We start from the raw sequence: 14,300 nt of genomic DNA, 5'->3' as shown, positions 1-14,300 counted from the left end.
CGTGTCCGGCCCCCATGCTCGACATCCCACTTTCCTGGTGTGATCAGCCGATTCCGAGGAGCGTTTATGGAACGTCAGTCGACCGAGGGCTCCGTGTTCAGACCTGCCACCGCCGGTCTGCTGGACCGAATACAACGCCGTATCGCCGATGAGAACTGCACTTTTCTGACATCCAGCAATTACATGAACGAGGCGAGCACCAAGCTGGCCTACCTCGTCAGCTCGTCGCTCACGGCACGTGGCGGTGCTGCTCTGTACCGCAGCTTCCTCATCAACTCGACGGTCGAGGCGCTCTCCGGCGCGATGAAACTGGCCCGCCAGACCTCGGTGCGCAACAAGCGGCACGACGGCGGCTGGATTCTGCTGATCGACGCGAAGGGGGTCTTCACCCCTTTCGTCGATCCGGTCTCCAGGGGCGTCGAACAGGCGATGACCCCGCACGTCGTCACGGTCTCCAGCGCTGCGGAGGCCTCGCAGACGCTGCCGGAGCACGCCTGGTCGGCCGTCGTGGTCGTCCGCGACGGATCGGCGGAACAGTCGACCGCCGAGCTGGAGCGGCTGTTCGGCGCCGTACGGGCCCAGGGCGGGATGGTGCTGCTCTGCGACAGCGAACTGAACCTCCCCGAAGTCAGCCTCTTCACCGGACCGCTGGGCGCCGACGTGATCGTCTACGGGGAGAGCCTCGGCGGCAACCAGGTGCCGTTCGGCTGCTTCGCCATGACCGAGCAGGCGTACGAGATCTGGAACAACGACGTCGACTGCTACGCGCAGACCTCCACCTTCGGCGGCAACACCTTCTGCGCCGAGGTCGTTCTGGCGGTGCTCGACGAGCAGGGGCTGATCAGCCCCGAGCAGCGCCGGACCCTGGCGGCGATCGACACCGACCGGGAGACGATGCGCGCGTACTGGGCGCGATACGTCAACCCGTCCATGGCCAAGATGGAAATGATCGTCGGCATGCACCTGGAGGTCGAGCGGGCGAACGGCGCGCGGCTGCACCTCGACGACGGGCGCGAGATCCTGGACTGCTGCGGCGGGTTCGGCAGCAACTTCCGCGGACACAACCCGCCGGACGTCCCCGCCGACGTGCTGGCGGTCCACGAGCCGGACCACGACTACTACGCGGACCTCGAAGCGTTCCTGACCGAACTGACCGGCTTCGACAAGGCGTTCCCCGCGGTCAGCGGGGCGACTGCGGTGGACCAGGCCGCCGCCCTCGCGATGCTGGCCAACCCGACGCGTACCAAGGTCGTCACCTTCACCGGCAACTTCGCCGGCAAGTCCCTCTTCGCCATCAACCTGAGCAAGGAGGGGCCCCAGGTCACCGAGTCCGACCAGGACGCCTTCCGCCCCTACTACCACGACCTGGTCTACATCGACCCGTTCGCCGACGACGCCGAACGCCGGCTCCAGGACGTGCTGTCCGGCGGCGACGTCGCGCTGGTGTGGTTCGAAGCCGTCCGCGGGGGCATGTGCGAGCAGATGCCCGAGGGCGTCCTGAGAACGGTCGAGCGGCTGCGCGAGAGCGGCGGCTATCTGATCGGCGTCGACGAGGTGCTGTCCGGCGGATGGCGCACGGGCCACGACTACCTGGCCCACCAGCAGATGCTGAACCACGTCGACCTCGTGGCCATCGGCAAGGCCATGACGGACATGCTCTTCCCGATGTCCTCCGCGCTGTGCACCCAGGAGGTGTACGACCGGGCCATGGCCACCGACCCCGGCCAGGTTGGCATGCGCAGGCGGTACTTCCGCAACGGGCTCGGCGCGCACATCGCGCACCACGCGCTGCGGAAGATGGCCGACCCGGCGGCGCGCGAGCGGGCGGTGGCGGCCCAGCACATCCTCGAAGAAGGGGTCCGGCGCCTCGCCGAGGGGTCGCCGCTCTTCGGGAAGGTCGAGGGCAAGGGCGCGATGCTCCGGCTCAGGCTCGACGACAGATACTTCCCCTTCGGCCGGTCCAAGTTCGGTGTGCTGCTCGAAATGGCGGCGGCCCAGATGGTCTTCGAGCGGAGCGGGATCTTCGTGTTCATGCTGCGCTTCCTGCACCGGACCATGACGACCGAGGAGGACGCCCGCGAGGTGGTGCGCCGCCTGGAGGCGGGAATGCACGGCGTCCGTCCGCGCCACCTGTACCGCTTCATGGCCAGCAGGATGCTCTTCGCGATGTCGGCGGAGAAGCTGTCCGGCGTCGTGGCCGGCCGGCTCGCCCGGCCGCGCTACGTCACCGGCGAGTGAGAACGCGGATACCGAGAGAAGGGGCGGAACCGATGGTCGGCAAGCAGGACAAGTGGCGCGCGTACTGGGACAAGATGGCGGCGGGCTACGACAAGGACATGAAGTTCTGGGACCGCCTGCTGTACGAAGGGCAGCGGGAGTGGGCGTGCGACCGGGCGGAGGGCGACGTGCTGGAGGTCGCCATCGGAACCGGGCTCAACCTGCCCTTCTATCCGCCGGGCACCACCCTGACCGGAATAGACATCAGCGACAAGATGCTTCAGGCCGCGCGGGCGCGCGCCGACGAGTTGGGGCGCACGGTCGATCTGCGCAAGGGCGACGCGCACCGACTGCCCTTCGAGGACGGCTCGTTCGACACGGTCGTCTGCACGCTGAGCATGTGCGCCATCCCTGATGTGGACCGGGCGATGCGGGAGATCCACCGGGTGCTGCGCCCGGGCGGCCGCTTCGTCTGCCTCGACCACGTGGTCAGCCCCAACTGGCTGCTCCGGACCATCCAGGGGATCATCGAACGGTTCAGCGTGCCCTCGGCGGGTGAGCATCTGCGCCGCCGTCCGATCGAGAACGTCCGCTCGACGGGGTTCGCCATCAAGGAGTCGGACCGCGTCAAGGGCGGGCACGTGGAGCGTCTGGTCGCCACCAAGTAGGCGCTGCGGGAACGCGGTCGCGGCAGGCGGCCCTGGCGCGGACACGTGGTGTGCCGGTGATCGATATACACATAGGTTTGAGCGATGCCAGCAACAGTTGCCCGTTGAGAGGGTCCGACGGATGAGAGAAGTCCAACAGGAACGGGCGATCGCGACCCGGCAGCACCTCATCGTGAGCGCTGCCGCCGTGTTCGACGCCGAGGGGTTCGTCGGCGCGAGCCTCGGCAAGATCGTCAAGGAGGCCGGGACCACGAGAGGCGCACTGCACTTCCACTTCCCGGCCAAGGAATCCCTCGCCATAGCTGTGCTCCGCGAGCACAACGACAGGATGACCGCCGTCGTGGAGAGGATCACGCAGGGCGAGGGGAGCGCGCTGGAACAGATCGTGGATATCTCCAGGACGACGGCGCGGATGATCGACAAGGACATCGTCGTGCGGGCCGGGACGCGGCTGCTGATGGAGCTCACCTACACCGGCGATCTACCGCTCGCGTACCGGATGTGGATCGACGCGTGCGAGGACAAGGTCCGCAAGGCCATCGAGGACGGCGACATCGTACCGGCCGTCTCCCCGGAGGCGGTGGCGTACCTGGTGATCTCCAGCCTGGCCGGAGTCGAGATGGTCTCTTCGGTGGTGTCTGGCCGCGACGACCTGGACCGGCGCGTCGAGGAGATGTGGGAGATCCTGCTCCTCGGTCTGGTCCCGGCCGACCGCAAGTGGAAGGTGGCCGGCCTGCTGGCGTCCGGTGCCCGCGAGGAGACGTGATCCCGCGGAGTCGCCCCGGTGGCTCCGCGGTCCATGACGCGGCGCCGATGACGTCCGCGGTCCAGGAAGCCGGACCTCGCGCCGCCGGGGGCGGTTGAGCCCGCTGCGGCCTCCTGGGGGGACGCCGTGAAGGCGGTGTCCCCCCAGGCACGAGGCGGGCCACGGCCGCGCGGACCGGCCCCCACCGGCCCCCGTGCGCCGAACCGGATCTCCCGGTTCCCTTTCCCCTCCCCGCACCACCGCCCCCTCCCGTCACGATCCGGTCCCGGACGCGGGAGGGGGCAGGTGGACTCCGGTGCCAGGGACGGTGTGGCGGTTCGTGTTCCAGGCGCCGTCGCCCTGCATGGCGACGAAGCCGCAGACGATGAGCGGCTCGTGGGCGTGCTGGGCGTGCTGGGCGTGCCCACGGTGGGTGCGAAGCCTTGACGGAGGTTGAAACGCGGCTCTCCCAGGGCGCGCCAGTGGACGCGGTCGCCGACGAACGCGGTACGGGCGTGCAGCCATCGCTGGTTGTCCGTCGAGATACCCCTGGCCCGGCCCCGGACGAAGAGACTGTTGATGGCCGAGGGCCGCGGCCCGAAGAGCGGGCAGGCGAGGCTGGACGATGGGGCTCCACCGGGCGAGGGCATCGAATCGCAGCCTGATGGACACGCTCCCGTCGGGGTGGGAGCCGAGCACTTGGGAGGCGTGTCCGTCGTCGGCGCCGAAGTATGCCGTCCGCGGCCAGGACAGGGCGTCAACCGCTCACCGCCGCCCTGCTTCAGCAGGTCTGCGTGTACGTGGCGTCCGTCAGCGAGCAGGCACTCGCCTGAGCTCATCGGCCAACCGGTCGATGTCCTCGGCTTCGTGATGCAACAGCGCATGGGTGGCGCCGTACCAGGCGCTGTAGATCAGATTCGCCGCCATGGCGGAGTCCGGGGCGTCCGCCGGCGGGTTCGGACGCTCGGTGATGAGTCGCCGGAACGCTTCGACATGCGCGTTCTCAGGGTTGATCTGAATCTCCGTCGTGGCGTTGATCGGAGTGTGGCCGTACAGCACATCGTGCGGTTCGGCATGTTCCACATAGACGCGGACCGCGTCGCCGAGCCAGGCGTCCACGCGTCCGGTCCAGTCATCGGCGGGCAGGCACCGCACCGCCGCGTGCTGCCGCTCGGCCAGTCGACCGATGAAGCGGGCCTGTACCGCGAGCATGAGGTCGCGCTTGGAGCTGAAACGCACATAAAAGGTGCCGATCGAGACACCCGCGCGCTCCGTCGCCATCGGCCCCCGCGCTGGGTCGACGTCGCGCGACCTGGACATGAGATGCGTCACGTTAACTTCCCATTGACGGCGAGGAAATGGGCTTGCAACATCTGTAAACGTTTCCAGTTGCGGGAAACGTTTACAGCAATGGGGAAGTCAGCCGACAGGGGGATACCACGATGCCGAGGACACCGGGCGGCGGTCAGCCGACGATCGTTTCGATCGCCGAGCGTGCCGAGGTCTCCATCGCCTCGGTCTCCCGTGTTCTCAACGGTCTCGGTGCTCGGCGGGAGACCGTGGAGCGGGTGGAGCGGGCCGCGTCCGAGCTGGGCTATGTGCCCAACGCGGTGGCGCGTTCTCTCAAGGGCGGCAGGACGCGGCAGTTGACGTTCGCGATGCCGGACATCGGTAACCCGGTGTACGTCGCGATGGTCCGCGCCATCCAGTCCGTCGCCAAGGCGGCCGGCTACCGGTTGCTGCTGCACTCCACCGATGCCGTGGTCGACGACGAACTCGCCGTACTGCGCAGCCTGGGCGACCGTACGAGCGACGGTCTGATCATCTGTCCCATCCGGATCACGGACGCACACATCGAAGCCCTGCGCACCGCGGCCGGGCCGGTCGTCGTCATCGGTTCGCTGCCCGACGGCGCACCCGTGGACAGTGTGCGCGCCGACTCAGTCGCGGGCGCCATCCTGGCCGTTCGGCATCTGTACGACACAGGCAGACGGCGCATCGCGTTCGTCAACGGCCCTTTCGACACGGTGCCCGGCCGCAACCGCGCCAAGGGGTACCGCGCCGCCCTGGCGCAGTGCGGCCTGGCCTACGACAGCGCGCTCGTCGTGCACACCGACTTCGGCATCGATGCGGGTGCCGAGGCGGCCGGGCAACTGCTGGCGGACCCCGCTTCCCGGCCCGATGCCGTGTTCTGCGCCAACGACCAACTGGCCCTTGGTGTCGCCCGTACCCTGCACTCCGCGGGCCTGCGCATCCCCCAGGACGTCGCCGTCGCGGGAATGGACGACAGCCTCCTCGCCCAGGCCGGCTGGCCCCCGCTGACCAGCGTCGATCTGGGCTCCACCGCACGCGGCCGGCACGCCGCCGAATTCCTCCTCCAGCGACTCGGCCAGGCGTCCGACGCCCCCGAGGTCTCCACTCCTCGCACCACCACCGCCCCTCCCCGTCTCGTCGTACGCGCCTCCACCGCGCACACGGCGACCGACAGATAAGAGCACGAGGTTCGCATGAGTCTCACCGCCTCCCGGGCCGGAGCCGCCCCGGGCAGCCGCGGCACCCCACCGCCCCGCACCCCCGCCCAGCGCAAGCGGGTACTCGGCCTGGACCGGGGCGCCTGGTTCCTGCTGCTCCCCGCACTGATCCCCATCCTGATCCTCAGCGCAGGGCCGCTCCTCTACGGTGTCGCGCTCGCGTTCACCGACGCGCAGACGGGACGTACGGCGGCCACCCAGTTCGTCGGGCTGGACAACCTTCTCGACCTGCGCCACGACTCGTTGTTCTGGGAGTCCTTCCGCATCGGCCTGATCTGGGCGGTGTGCGTGACGGCGCTCCAGTTCGTCATGGCCATGGGACTCGCGCTGCTGCTCAACCAGAACCTGCGTTTCCGCTGGCTGGCCCGTACCCTCGCCATCGTGCCGTGGGCGATGCCCGAGGTCGTCGTCGGCATCATGTGGCGCCTGGTGTACCACTCCGACGCCGGGGTCCTGAACAAGACGCTCTCCCAGTTCGGCCTCATCAACGAGAACGTCGACTGGCTGGCCAACCTCTCCTACGCCCTGCCCGCGGTCATCGTGGTCGGCGTATGGGCGGGCATGCCACAGACCACGGTCGTACTCCTGGCCGGTCTGCAGAACGTTCCGCACGAGCTGCGCGAGGCTGCCCAGCTCGACGGCGCCGGTGTCTGGCGCCGCTTCACGACAGTGACCTGGCCCGCGCTCAAGCCGGTCGTCCTCGCCATCACGGCCCTGAACTTCATCTGGAACTTCAACTCGTTCGGCCTGGTGTATGTCCTGACCCAGGGCGGTCCGGGCGGTCAGACGCGGCTTCCGATGCTGTTCGCGTACGAAGAGGCGTTCAAGTACGGGCAGTTCGGCTACGCCGCCGCGATGGGCCTGGTCATGGTCGCCGTGATCGCGGTCCTGCTCACCCTGTTCCTGCGCAAGAAGCTGAAGGAGGACGCGGCGTGAGCGTGACTTCTGCTCTCCCCAAGGTCCGCGCCCTGCGCGCGGCGGGCCGCACCGGTCAGTACCTGGCCCTGCTGTGCTACCTGATCTTTCTGGCCTTCCCGCTCCTGTGGCTGCTGTCCACGTCCTTCAAGTCGCCGCAGGAACTGGGCTCCATCGACCCGACCTGGTTCCCCCAGCACCCCAGCCTCGACAACTACCGCGCCGCGTTCGACGCGCAGCCGCTGCTCAACTCGGCGCTCAACAGCCTTCTGGTGGCGGTCAGTGCCTCGGCGATCTCGGTGTCGATCGCCGTCCCGGCCGCGTATGTGATGGTCCGCTACAAGTCGCGCGTCAGCCAGGCCGGTACCGTCTGGATCCTGGTCAGCCAGATGTTCCCGTTCGTGCTGGTGATCATCCCGCTGTTCCTCGTTCTGAAGAACCTGCACATGATCGACAGCCTCTTCGGCCTGATCATCGTGTACGTCGTCTGGAACCTGCCCTTCTCGCTGTGGATGCTCCAGGGCTACGTCAAGTCGGTGCCGCTCTCCCTGGAGGAGGCCGCGGCGATGGACGGCGCGGGCCGGCTGCGCACCCTGGTCAGCGTGGTCCTGCCGATGCTCATGCCCGGTCTGGTGGCCACGCTGATGTTCTCCTTCGTCACCGCCTGGAACGAATTCTTCTTCGCCCTCGTGCTCCTCAAGTCCCCGGAGAACCAGACGATGTCCGTGATCCTCACCCACTTCATCGGCGCCGAGGGCGCGGCGGACCTGGGCCCGCTGGCAGCGGCCTCGGTCCTCGCGACCATCCCCAGCCTGCTCTTCTTCGCGCTGCTCCAGCGCCGGCTCGTGGACGGCATGCTCAGCGGGGCGGTGAAGGGCTGATGCGTATCCGTATCCGTACGAAGAGGCTGAGCGCCTGCGCCGCCGCCGCCCTCTCGCTGGCCCTGGTCGCCGGCTGCGGCGGCTCGGACCAGGACTCCACCGACGGCAAAGTCACCCTTGATTTCCTCAGCCTGGCCTGGCAGAAGGAGTCCGTCGACGCCAACAAGGCGCTCGTGAAGGAGTGGAACGCGGCCCACCCCGATGTCCAGGTCAAGTACGTACAGGGGAACTGGGACAACGTCCACGACCAGCTCCTCACCTCCTTCGAGGGCGGCGAGGCGCCCGACATCATCCACAACGACGCCGCCGACCTCACCGACTTCGCGAACGGCGGCTATCTCGCCGACCTCACCGACTACCTGCCGACGTCGCTGCGCGAGGACATCCCGCGGTCTCTGTGGGACACGACGGCGTACGAGAAGGGAACGTTCGGCGTCCCGTTCCTCCAGGAGCCCCGCGTTCTCATCGCCAACACCACACTCCTCGAACAGGCGAAGGTGCGCATCCCCACGGTCGAGCACCCCTGGACCTGGGACGAGTTCGAGGAGGTCAGCAAGAACCTGACACGCGACAAGAACGACGACGGCAAGACCGACCAGTACGGCGTGGCCTGGTCCATGAAGGAGCCGGTCACCCAGTCCGTCAACCTGTCCCTGTCCACCGGCGGCGAGATCTTCTACAAGAACGCGGACGGCAAGAACGAGATCCGCTACGACAGCGCCGAATCGGCCGTCGCGCAGATGATCAACCGGCAGGTCAACAAGGACGGGACCGCGCCCAAGAACGGCCTCGGCATGTCGGGTTCGGACACGTTGCCCGGCTTCTTCGCGAGCCGCTACGCGATGCTCCCGCTCAACTTCTCCTACCGCCAGCAGGTACAGCAGCAGGCCCCCAAGGGCTTCGACTGGACAGTCCTGCCGCTGCCCAGCAGCGAGGGGAAACCGATCCAGGGCACGGCCCCGCAGACCCTGTCCGTCTCCGAGGACAGCAGACACAAGCAGGCGGCGGTCGACTTCATCGCCTTCCTCGGCCAGGCCGACCACCAGGTGCGACTGGCACGCGGCGACTGGATGCTGCCCACCAGCACCGCGGCGCTGAAGGACCCGTTCTTCAACACCGAGAAGTACGGCTGGAAGACCGGCGTCGGCGTCGCGGCCGGTCTGCGCGCCTCCCCGGTGCTGGGGGTGCGTGGCTACCCGGAGTGGAAGGACAAGATCGCCACCCCCGCCTACCAGGAGTACTACAACGGCGCGTTCGGCATAGCGGAGCTGCGTAAACGCCTGGCTGAGGACGGCACCCACATCCTCGACCGCTACCAGCGCTGAACCCAAGCACAACCGGCTGAAAAGAGCACGAACCCACCATGAGCGTCACGCTCGACTCCGACCCCCACCCCGACTCCGACCCTGCCTCTGACCCCGACCCGTCGTCGGACGGCGCGGCGGATCCCCGCAGACGCCGTACCGTTCCCCCCTCCCAGCCCGCCGACGCGGTCCCGCTGAGGGACCGCGCCCGCGGCGCACTGCTCGGCCTCGCGGTCGGCGACGCGCTCGGCGCACCGGTCGAGAACATGAAGCCGTCCCAGATCCGCGAACGCTGGGGCCGCATCGAAGGGTTCGTCTCCGACGACCCGGCCGGCACGGACGACACCGAGTACGCGATCTTCTCGGGTCTGCTGCTCGCCGACCACGGCGCCGCCCTCACCGTGGACCAGGTCGAGGCAGCCTGGCACGAGCAGATCGCCGACCGTGACGAAGGACCGTTCAAGGGCGCGGGGTTCAGCGAACGCGGCACCCTGGAGAACCTGCGCCGCGGTCTCGCCGCCCCCATCTCCGCCCAGCACCGGCACGCCTGGAGCGACGGTCTCGCGATGCGTGCCGCGCCCTTCGGGGTGTACGCGGCCGGACGCCCGGCCGAGGCGGCCCGACTCGTCGCCATCGACGGCACGGTGTCGCACGACGGCGAGGGCATCCTCGGCGGCCGGGCGGTGGCCGCGGGCGTCGCCGCCGCCATGGTCAGCCACACCCCGGACGCGGTGGTCCAGGCCGCCCTGGCCGTCGTACCGGACGACTCATGGACGGCCCGCTCACTGCACCGGGCGGTGTCGGCGGCACGCCGGGCACGACGCGAGTTCGACGGCACCCAACTGTCGATGGAGCGAGTGGTGCGCAAGGCCGTCGTCATCGGCGGCTATCCGTGGACGGACCTGGCCCCCGAGGCGGTCGGCCTCGCGTTCGGCGCGTTCGCGGTGGCCCGGGGTGACTTCCGCGAGTCGGTCCTGACCGCCGTCAACATGGGCCGCGACGCCGACACCACGGCCGCCGTGGCGGGCGCCCTCGCGGGCGCCCTGCGCGGCGCCGCCGCGATCCCCGCCGACTGGGCGGACGCGATCGGCCCCGTACGCGGCAGTTGCCTCCCTTCCATGGCCGGACGGCATATCCGCGACATCGCCGACCGGCTGACTCCCACCGCACCGCACTGGGCGGGGGCGACGGCGTGACCAGGCGCCGGGACAACGCCTCCGTACCTCCCCGTACCACCGAAAGGCCCCTCGCTCTTATGCCTCCCGCCCCGACGGGCGCCGCCCGTCGCATCGAGGGCCTGCTCCTCGGCATCGCCGCGGGCGACGCCGCCGGGTGGCCCTCGGGCCGGCACCGCGCCGCCCGGCTGCCCGACTGGACCCGTCGCCTCACCCGCGAACTCGACACCTTCGCCGAGCAGAACGCGACGACGACCCTGCCTGTCCCGATCGCGCTGAACCAGCCCTCCGAGCCACTGCGCCTCGGCCCGTCCGACGACGCGGAGTGGGCGGCCTTCACCGCGCTCTCCATCCTCGACGCCTACGCCGACGGCCTCGGGGACCTCCCCGCCGACCAGCGCGTACGCTCCGCGCTCTCACTCGCCTGGAACTCCCTCGCGGACGAAGTCGCGGCGGCGGCGGACCGCGCGGACGAGATCGAGTCGGCCCAGATGCCGCTGCGCGCCCGTATCTCCGTACGGGCCGGCCTCGGCAACCTCGCCGCCGGACTGCGGCCCCCCGCCACCGGCCACGACAACCCGCACTATTTCGACGACGCGGCCTGCGTACGCGCCGCCGTCCTCGCGGTCGTACACCCCGGCGCACCCGAACTCGCCGCCGATCTGGCCGAGTTCGACGCCCGCTACACCCAGGACGGCGACGGTGTCCACGGCGCCCGCGCCATGGCGGCGGCCGTCGCCGCGGCACTCGGCGGCGCACCCGTCGACGCCTGCGTGGACGCGGCCCTCGCCCAACTGCCCGAGGGCACCGAAATCCACCGCAACGCGGTGCGCGCGGTCGGCCTGGCCCGCACCGCGGTGACCGCGCGCCCCGGCCGGCCCGGCAACGCGTTCGCCCTCGTGCCCGTGCTGGAGCACGAGATCGTCGACCACGTCTACAGCTACGGCATCGCCGCAGCCGAAACGGTCCCCGTCGCGCTCGCCATCGCCACGGCGGCGGCCGGATCCGTCAGTGAGGCGGTCCCCACCGCGGCCTGCCTCTCCCGCGTCGCCGACTCGGCCCCGGCCCTGGCCGGCGCCCTCACCGGAGCACTCGACGGCGCCGACGCGTTCACCCGGAGCTGGCGTGAGTCCTGCCGCACGCTCGCGGGCTGCGCGCTGCCGTGGCTGGCCGGCACGGACCTGGTCGACCTGGCGGAGCGCCTGGCCACCACAAGCAGCCTGACCAACTCCCTCTCTTCGGAAGGCATCCCGGCATGAGCACCCCCACCAACCCGACGAGCCCCATCGCGTCCCTGGAGGACCGCACCGTCGGCGCCCTCGTCGGAGCCGCCGTGGGCGACGCCCTCGGCGGTCCGGTCGAGGGCTGGACGCCCGAGGCCATCGCCGAGCGGCACGGCGGCCGGGTGCGCGGCATCGTGGAACCGTTCTACAAGGACGACTGGAAGACCGCGCGGCCCATCGCGCCGTACCACAAAGGCGATGGGCACGTCACCGACGACACCTTGATGACGCACGCCCTGGTCCGTGTCTACGAGAACGTGCGGGACCACCTCGACGCGTACGCGGTCGCCGACCACCTGGTCCCCGACCTGATGACCAATCCGCGCTGGATCCCTGAACTGGAAGCCGAGGCACTTCCTTTGCAGCGCCTCTTCCTCGCGGAGAAGTGGATCGTCGCCCGTATCCACTACGGTCACGTCGACCCACGCGAGGCGGGCGTCGGCAACATCGTCAACTGCGGTGCGTCCATGTACATGGCGCCCGTCGGCGCGGTCAACGCCGGCAACCCTCGCAAGGCGTACGAGGAGGCGCTGGACGTCGCGGGCGCCCACCAGTCGTCGTACGGCCGTGAGGCCGCGGGCGTCTTCGCGGCGGCGGTGGCCTCCGCGTTCACACCGGGCGCGACCCCCGAGTCCGTCGTCGAGGACGTCCTGGGGCTCGCGAAGGACGGCACCAGAACGGCGATCGAGGCGGTGTGCGAAGCCGCGGTCCGCTACGACGACTTCGAGGACGCACTGGCCCCGCTGCGCGAGGCGGTGGCCCCCTTCGACTCGGTCGGCCCCGAGTACCGCAACCCGTCCCTCGGTGCCCGCCGCCCCTCACGTCTGCACGCCATCGAGGAACTTCCCGTCGCCCTGGGCATGTTGCTGGTGGGCCGCGGCGACTTCCGGCACACGGTGCTCGGTTCGGTCAACTACGGCCGCGACTGCGACTCGATCGCCACGATGAGCGGCGCGATCGTCGGTGCCCTGTACGGGGAGAGCGCGGTGCCCCAGGAGTGGAGCACGGAGATCGCCCGGGCCAGCAAGCTGGATCTGCACGCACCCGCCCTGTCCCTCGCCCGGATCACGCGCGAGGTGCACGCCCGCGACCTCCAGCGGCACCGCGCCCACGAGGCGGCGTTCGCGACGATCGCGGAGCTGTGATGCTGCGTCTGACCTGGGTACAGCCCGAGGACCTGATCGGCCACGAACTGCGCCAGGCGGCGCAGGACGGCCGCGACGCCGCCGTGGTCGAACAACGCTGGACCGAGGCGGGCGGACATCTCGCACCCGAGCGGGCGGGAGCCTCGCCGCGGTCGGCGACCACCGAACTCCGGGGTCTGGCCGAGCGGTTGCTGGCGGAACTGGCGCGCGAACCCTCGCCGCTGGCGGCACGGGAACCCACCGGCCTGCCCGCCATCAGGGCCGCCCTGGACCCGCCAGCCCCGCCAGCCCCGGCCGCCCCGGCCCGCCCGACGCCGCAGGACGAGCCGTCCGGGCGACTCGGCGCGACGGACCCGCGGCCGGACAGGGAGCAGCGGCGTCTGCACGCCGCCTGGCTCGGCCGGGCCGTCGGCTGCCTCCTGGGCAAACCTGTCGAGAAGCTTCCGCTCACCGGCATCAGGGCCATCGCCGAGTCGACATCGAACTGGCCGCTGACGACATGGTTCACGGAGCGGGACCTGGACCCGCGGATCGCCGCGGCGTACCCCTGGAACCGCCGCTCCCGCCCGACCTCCCTCGCGGAGAACATCGACGGCATGCCGGAGGACGACGACCTCAACTACCCGCTCCTCAACCTGATGCTGCTCCAGCGCCACGGCCACGACTTCACCACGGGCGATGTGGCGAAGCTGTGGCTGGACGAACTCCCGGCGGGCCGCACGTTCACCGCGGAGCGCATCGCCTACCGCAACCTCCTGGACGGTGTGGAGCCGCCGCACACAGCGACGCACCGCAATCCGTTCCGTGAGTGGATCGGTGCCCAGATCCGGGCGGACGTCTTCGGCTGGACGAACCCCGGCGACCCCGCGAAGGCCGCCGAACTCGCCCACCGTGACGCGGTGTTGACCCACACCGCGAACGGCGTCTACGGCGAGATGTTCGTCGCGGCGGCCATCGCGCACGCGGCCGGCCCCGCCCCCACCACCATCCACGAAACCCTCGCCACCGCCCTGGCCCACATCCCGCCGCAATCCCGCTACGCACAGGCCATCCGCGTCGGCATCGACACGGCACAGGCAGAACCCACCGGCACCGCGGCCGGCTTCGAGCAGGTCGTCGACGCCCTGCACGCCCGCTACGCCCCCAGCCACCACTGGGTCCACGTCCTGCCGAACGCCGCCCTGCTCGCCGCCGCTCTCACCCACTCGGACGGTGACTTCACCGGCGCCATCTGCCGTGCGGTGTCAGGTGGTTGGGACACCGACTCCAACGGCGCGACCGCCGGTTCGATCACGGCCCTGCTCGCCGGCAGCCCCGACGCGCTCGGTGAGCACTGGACGGCCCCGCTGAAGAACCGCCTCGCCACCACGGTCGGCGGTTTCGACGGCATCGGCTTCGACGAACTGGCCCGTCTCACCCTGAAGGCCCGCACATGA

General features: G+C 70.0%; 12 protein-coding genes. 11 read left to right on the top strand and 1 reads right to left on the bottom strand.

What is annotated here, in order from left to right; translation table 11 throughout:
* Positions 1-66 precede the first annotated feature (66 nt).
* The 3 genes from OG329_RS03270 (at position 67) to OG329_RS03260 (ending at position 3,651) form a co-directional block, all read left to right on the top strand.
* Positions 67-2,238 (top strand): aminotransferase class III-fold pyridoxal phosphate-dependent enzyme, encoded by a 2,172-nt coding sequence (locus tag OG329_RS03270; protein ID WP_405792626.1) that lies wholly within the window; start codon positions 67-69, stop codon positions 2,236-2,238.
* A gap of 32 nt (positions 2,239-2,270) precedes the next feature.
* Positions 2,271-2,885, top strand: coding sequence for a class I SAM-dependent methyltransferase (locus OG329_RS03265; RefSeq protein ID WP_405792624.1), 615 nt, complete (start codon positions 2,271-2,273; stop codon positions 2,883-2,885).
* Between the two features lie 121 nt (positions 2,886-3,006).
* Positions 3,007-3,651: a ScbR family autoregulator-binding transcription factor gene (locus OG329_RS03260; protein ID WP_405792623.1), complete on the top strand. Its 645-nt coding sequence runs from the start codon at positions 3,007-3,009 to the stop codon at positions 3,649-3,651.
* A gap of 789 nt (positions 3,652-4,440) precedes the next feature.
* Here OG329_RS03260 and OG329_RS03255 read toward each other — a convergent pair.
* Positions 4,441-4,962, bottom strand: a complete 522-nt coding sequence (locus OG329_RS03255; RefSeq protein ID WP_405792621.1) for a TetR/AcrR family transcriptional regulator — start codon at positions 4,960-4,962, stop codon at positions 4,441-4,443.
* A gap of 110 nt (positions 4,963-5,072) precedes the next feature.
* On the opposite strand from OG329_RS03255, the gene OG329_RS03250 reads away from it, so the two are divergent.
* From OG329_RS03250 to OG329_RS03215, 8 genes are read left to right on the top strand one after another with little or no spacing between them, the layout of a single operon-like run.
* Positions 5,073-6,122, top strand: a complete 1,050-nt coding sequence (locus tag OG329_RS03250) for a LacI family DNA-binding transcriptional regulator (protein WP_405792619.1) — start codon at positions 5,073-5,075, stop codon at positions 6,120-6,122.
* Between the two features lie 15 nt (positions 6,123-6,137).
* Positions 6,138-7,097, top strand: a complete 960-nt coding sequence (locus OG329_RS03245; protein ID WP_405792617.1) for a carbohydrate ABC transporter permease — start codon at positions 6,138-6,140, stop codon at positions 7,095-7,097.
* Positions 7,094-7,957, top strand: a complete 864-nt coding sequence (locus tag OG329_RS03240; protein ID WP_405792616.1) for a carbohydrate ABC transporter permease — start codon at positions 7,094-7,096, stop codon at positions 7,955-7,957. Before OG329_RS03245 ends, OG329_RS03240 begins: the two co-directional genes overlap by 4 nt.
* Complete coding sequence (locus OG329_RS03235; RefSeq protein WP_405792614.1) at positions 7,957-9,282, top strand: ABC transporter substrate-binding protein; 1,326 nt, start codon at positions 7,957-7,959, stop codon at positions 9,280-9,282. The genes OG329_RS03240 and OG329_RS03235 overlap by 1 nt, the downstream gene beginning before the upstream one ends.
* Before the next feature lie 38 nt (positions 9,283-9,320).
* Positions 9,321-10,457 carry an ADP-ribosylglycohydrolase family protein gene (locus tag OG329_RS03230; protein ID WP_405792612.1) on the top strand — a complete coding sequence of 379 codons (1,137 nt, stop codon included), beginning with the start codon at positions 9,321-9,323 and terminating at the stop codon, positions 10,455-10,457.
* A 59-nt stretch (positions 10,458-10,516) separates the two neighbouring features.
* Positions 10,517-11,695, top strand: coding sequence for an ADP-ribosylglycohydrolase family protein (locus tag OG329_RS03225; protein WP_405792610.1), 1,179 nt, complete (start codon positions 10,517-10,519; stop codon positions 11,693-11,695).
* Positions 11,692-12,864 carry an ADP-ribosylglycohydrolase family protein gene (locus tag OG329_RS03220; protein ID WP_405792608.1) on the top strand — a complete coding sequence of 391 codons (1,173 nt, stop codon included), beginning with the start codon at positions 11,692-11,694 and terminating at the stop codon, positions 12,862-12,864. The genes OG329_RS03225 and OG329_RS03220 overlap by 4 nt, the downstream gene beginning before the upstream one ends.
* Entirely contained in the window at positions 12,864-14,300 is a 1,437-nt protein-coding gene (locus OG329_RS03215; RefSeq protein WP_405792606.1) for an ADP-ribosylglycohydrolase family protein, read from the top strand. Before OG329_RS03220 ends, OG329_RS03215 begins: the two co-directional genes overlap by 1 nt.

The sequence above is a fragment of the Streptomyces sp. NBC_01506 genome (assembly GCF_045040295.1).
Classification (GTDB): Bacteria; Actinomycetota; Actinomycetes; order Streptomycetales; family Streptomycetaceae; genus Streptomyces.
Note: the sequence above shows the minus strand (reverse complement) of the source record. Positions and strands in the feature narration are given on the sequence as shown.

Bases quoted from the DNA above. Each gene is read 5' to 3' on its own strand.
- OG329_RS03270 (WP_405792626.1), top strand. From the start codon at position 67: ATGGAACGTCAGTCGACCGAGGGCTCCGTGTTCAGACCTGCCACCGCC.
- OG329_RS03250 (WP_405792619.1), top strand. From the start codon at position 5,073: ATGCCGAGGACACCGGGCGGCGGTCAGCCGACGATCGTTTCGATCGCC.
- OG329_RS03265 (WP_405792624.1), top strand. From the start codon at position 2,271: ATGGTCGGCAAGCAGGACAAGTGGCGCGCGTACTGGGACAAGATGGCG.
- OG329_RS03235 (WP_405792614.1), top strand. From the start codon at position 7,957: ATGCGTATCCGTATCCGTACGAAGAGGCTGAGCGCCTGCGCCGCCGCC.
- OG329_RS03260 (WP_405792623.1), top strand. From the start codon at position 3,007: ATGAGAGAAGTCCAACAGGAACGGGCGATCGCGACCCGGCAGCACCTC.
- OG329_RS03230 (WP_405792612.1), top strand. From the start codon at position 9,321: ATGAGCGTCACGCTCGACTCCGACCCCCACCCCGACTCCGACCCTGCC.
- OG329_RS03220 (WP_405792608.1), top strand. From the start codon at position 11,692: ATGAGCACCCCCACCAACCCGACGAGCCCCATCGCGTCCCTGGAGGAC.
- OG329_RS03215 (WP_405792606.1), top strand. From the start codon at position 12,864: ATGCTGCGTCTGACCTGGGTACAGCCCGAGGACCTGATCGGCCACGAA.
- OG329_RS03225 (WP_405792610.1), top strand. From the start codon at position 10,517: ATGCCTCCCGCCCCGACGGGCGCCGCCCGTCGCATCGAGGGCCTGCTC.
- OG329_RS03245 (WP_405792617.1), top strand. From the start codon at position 6,138: ATGAGTCTCACCGCCTCCCGGGCCGGAGCCGCCCCGGGCAGCCGCGGC.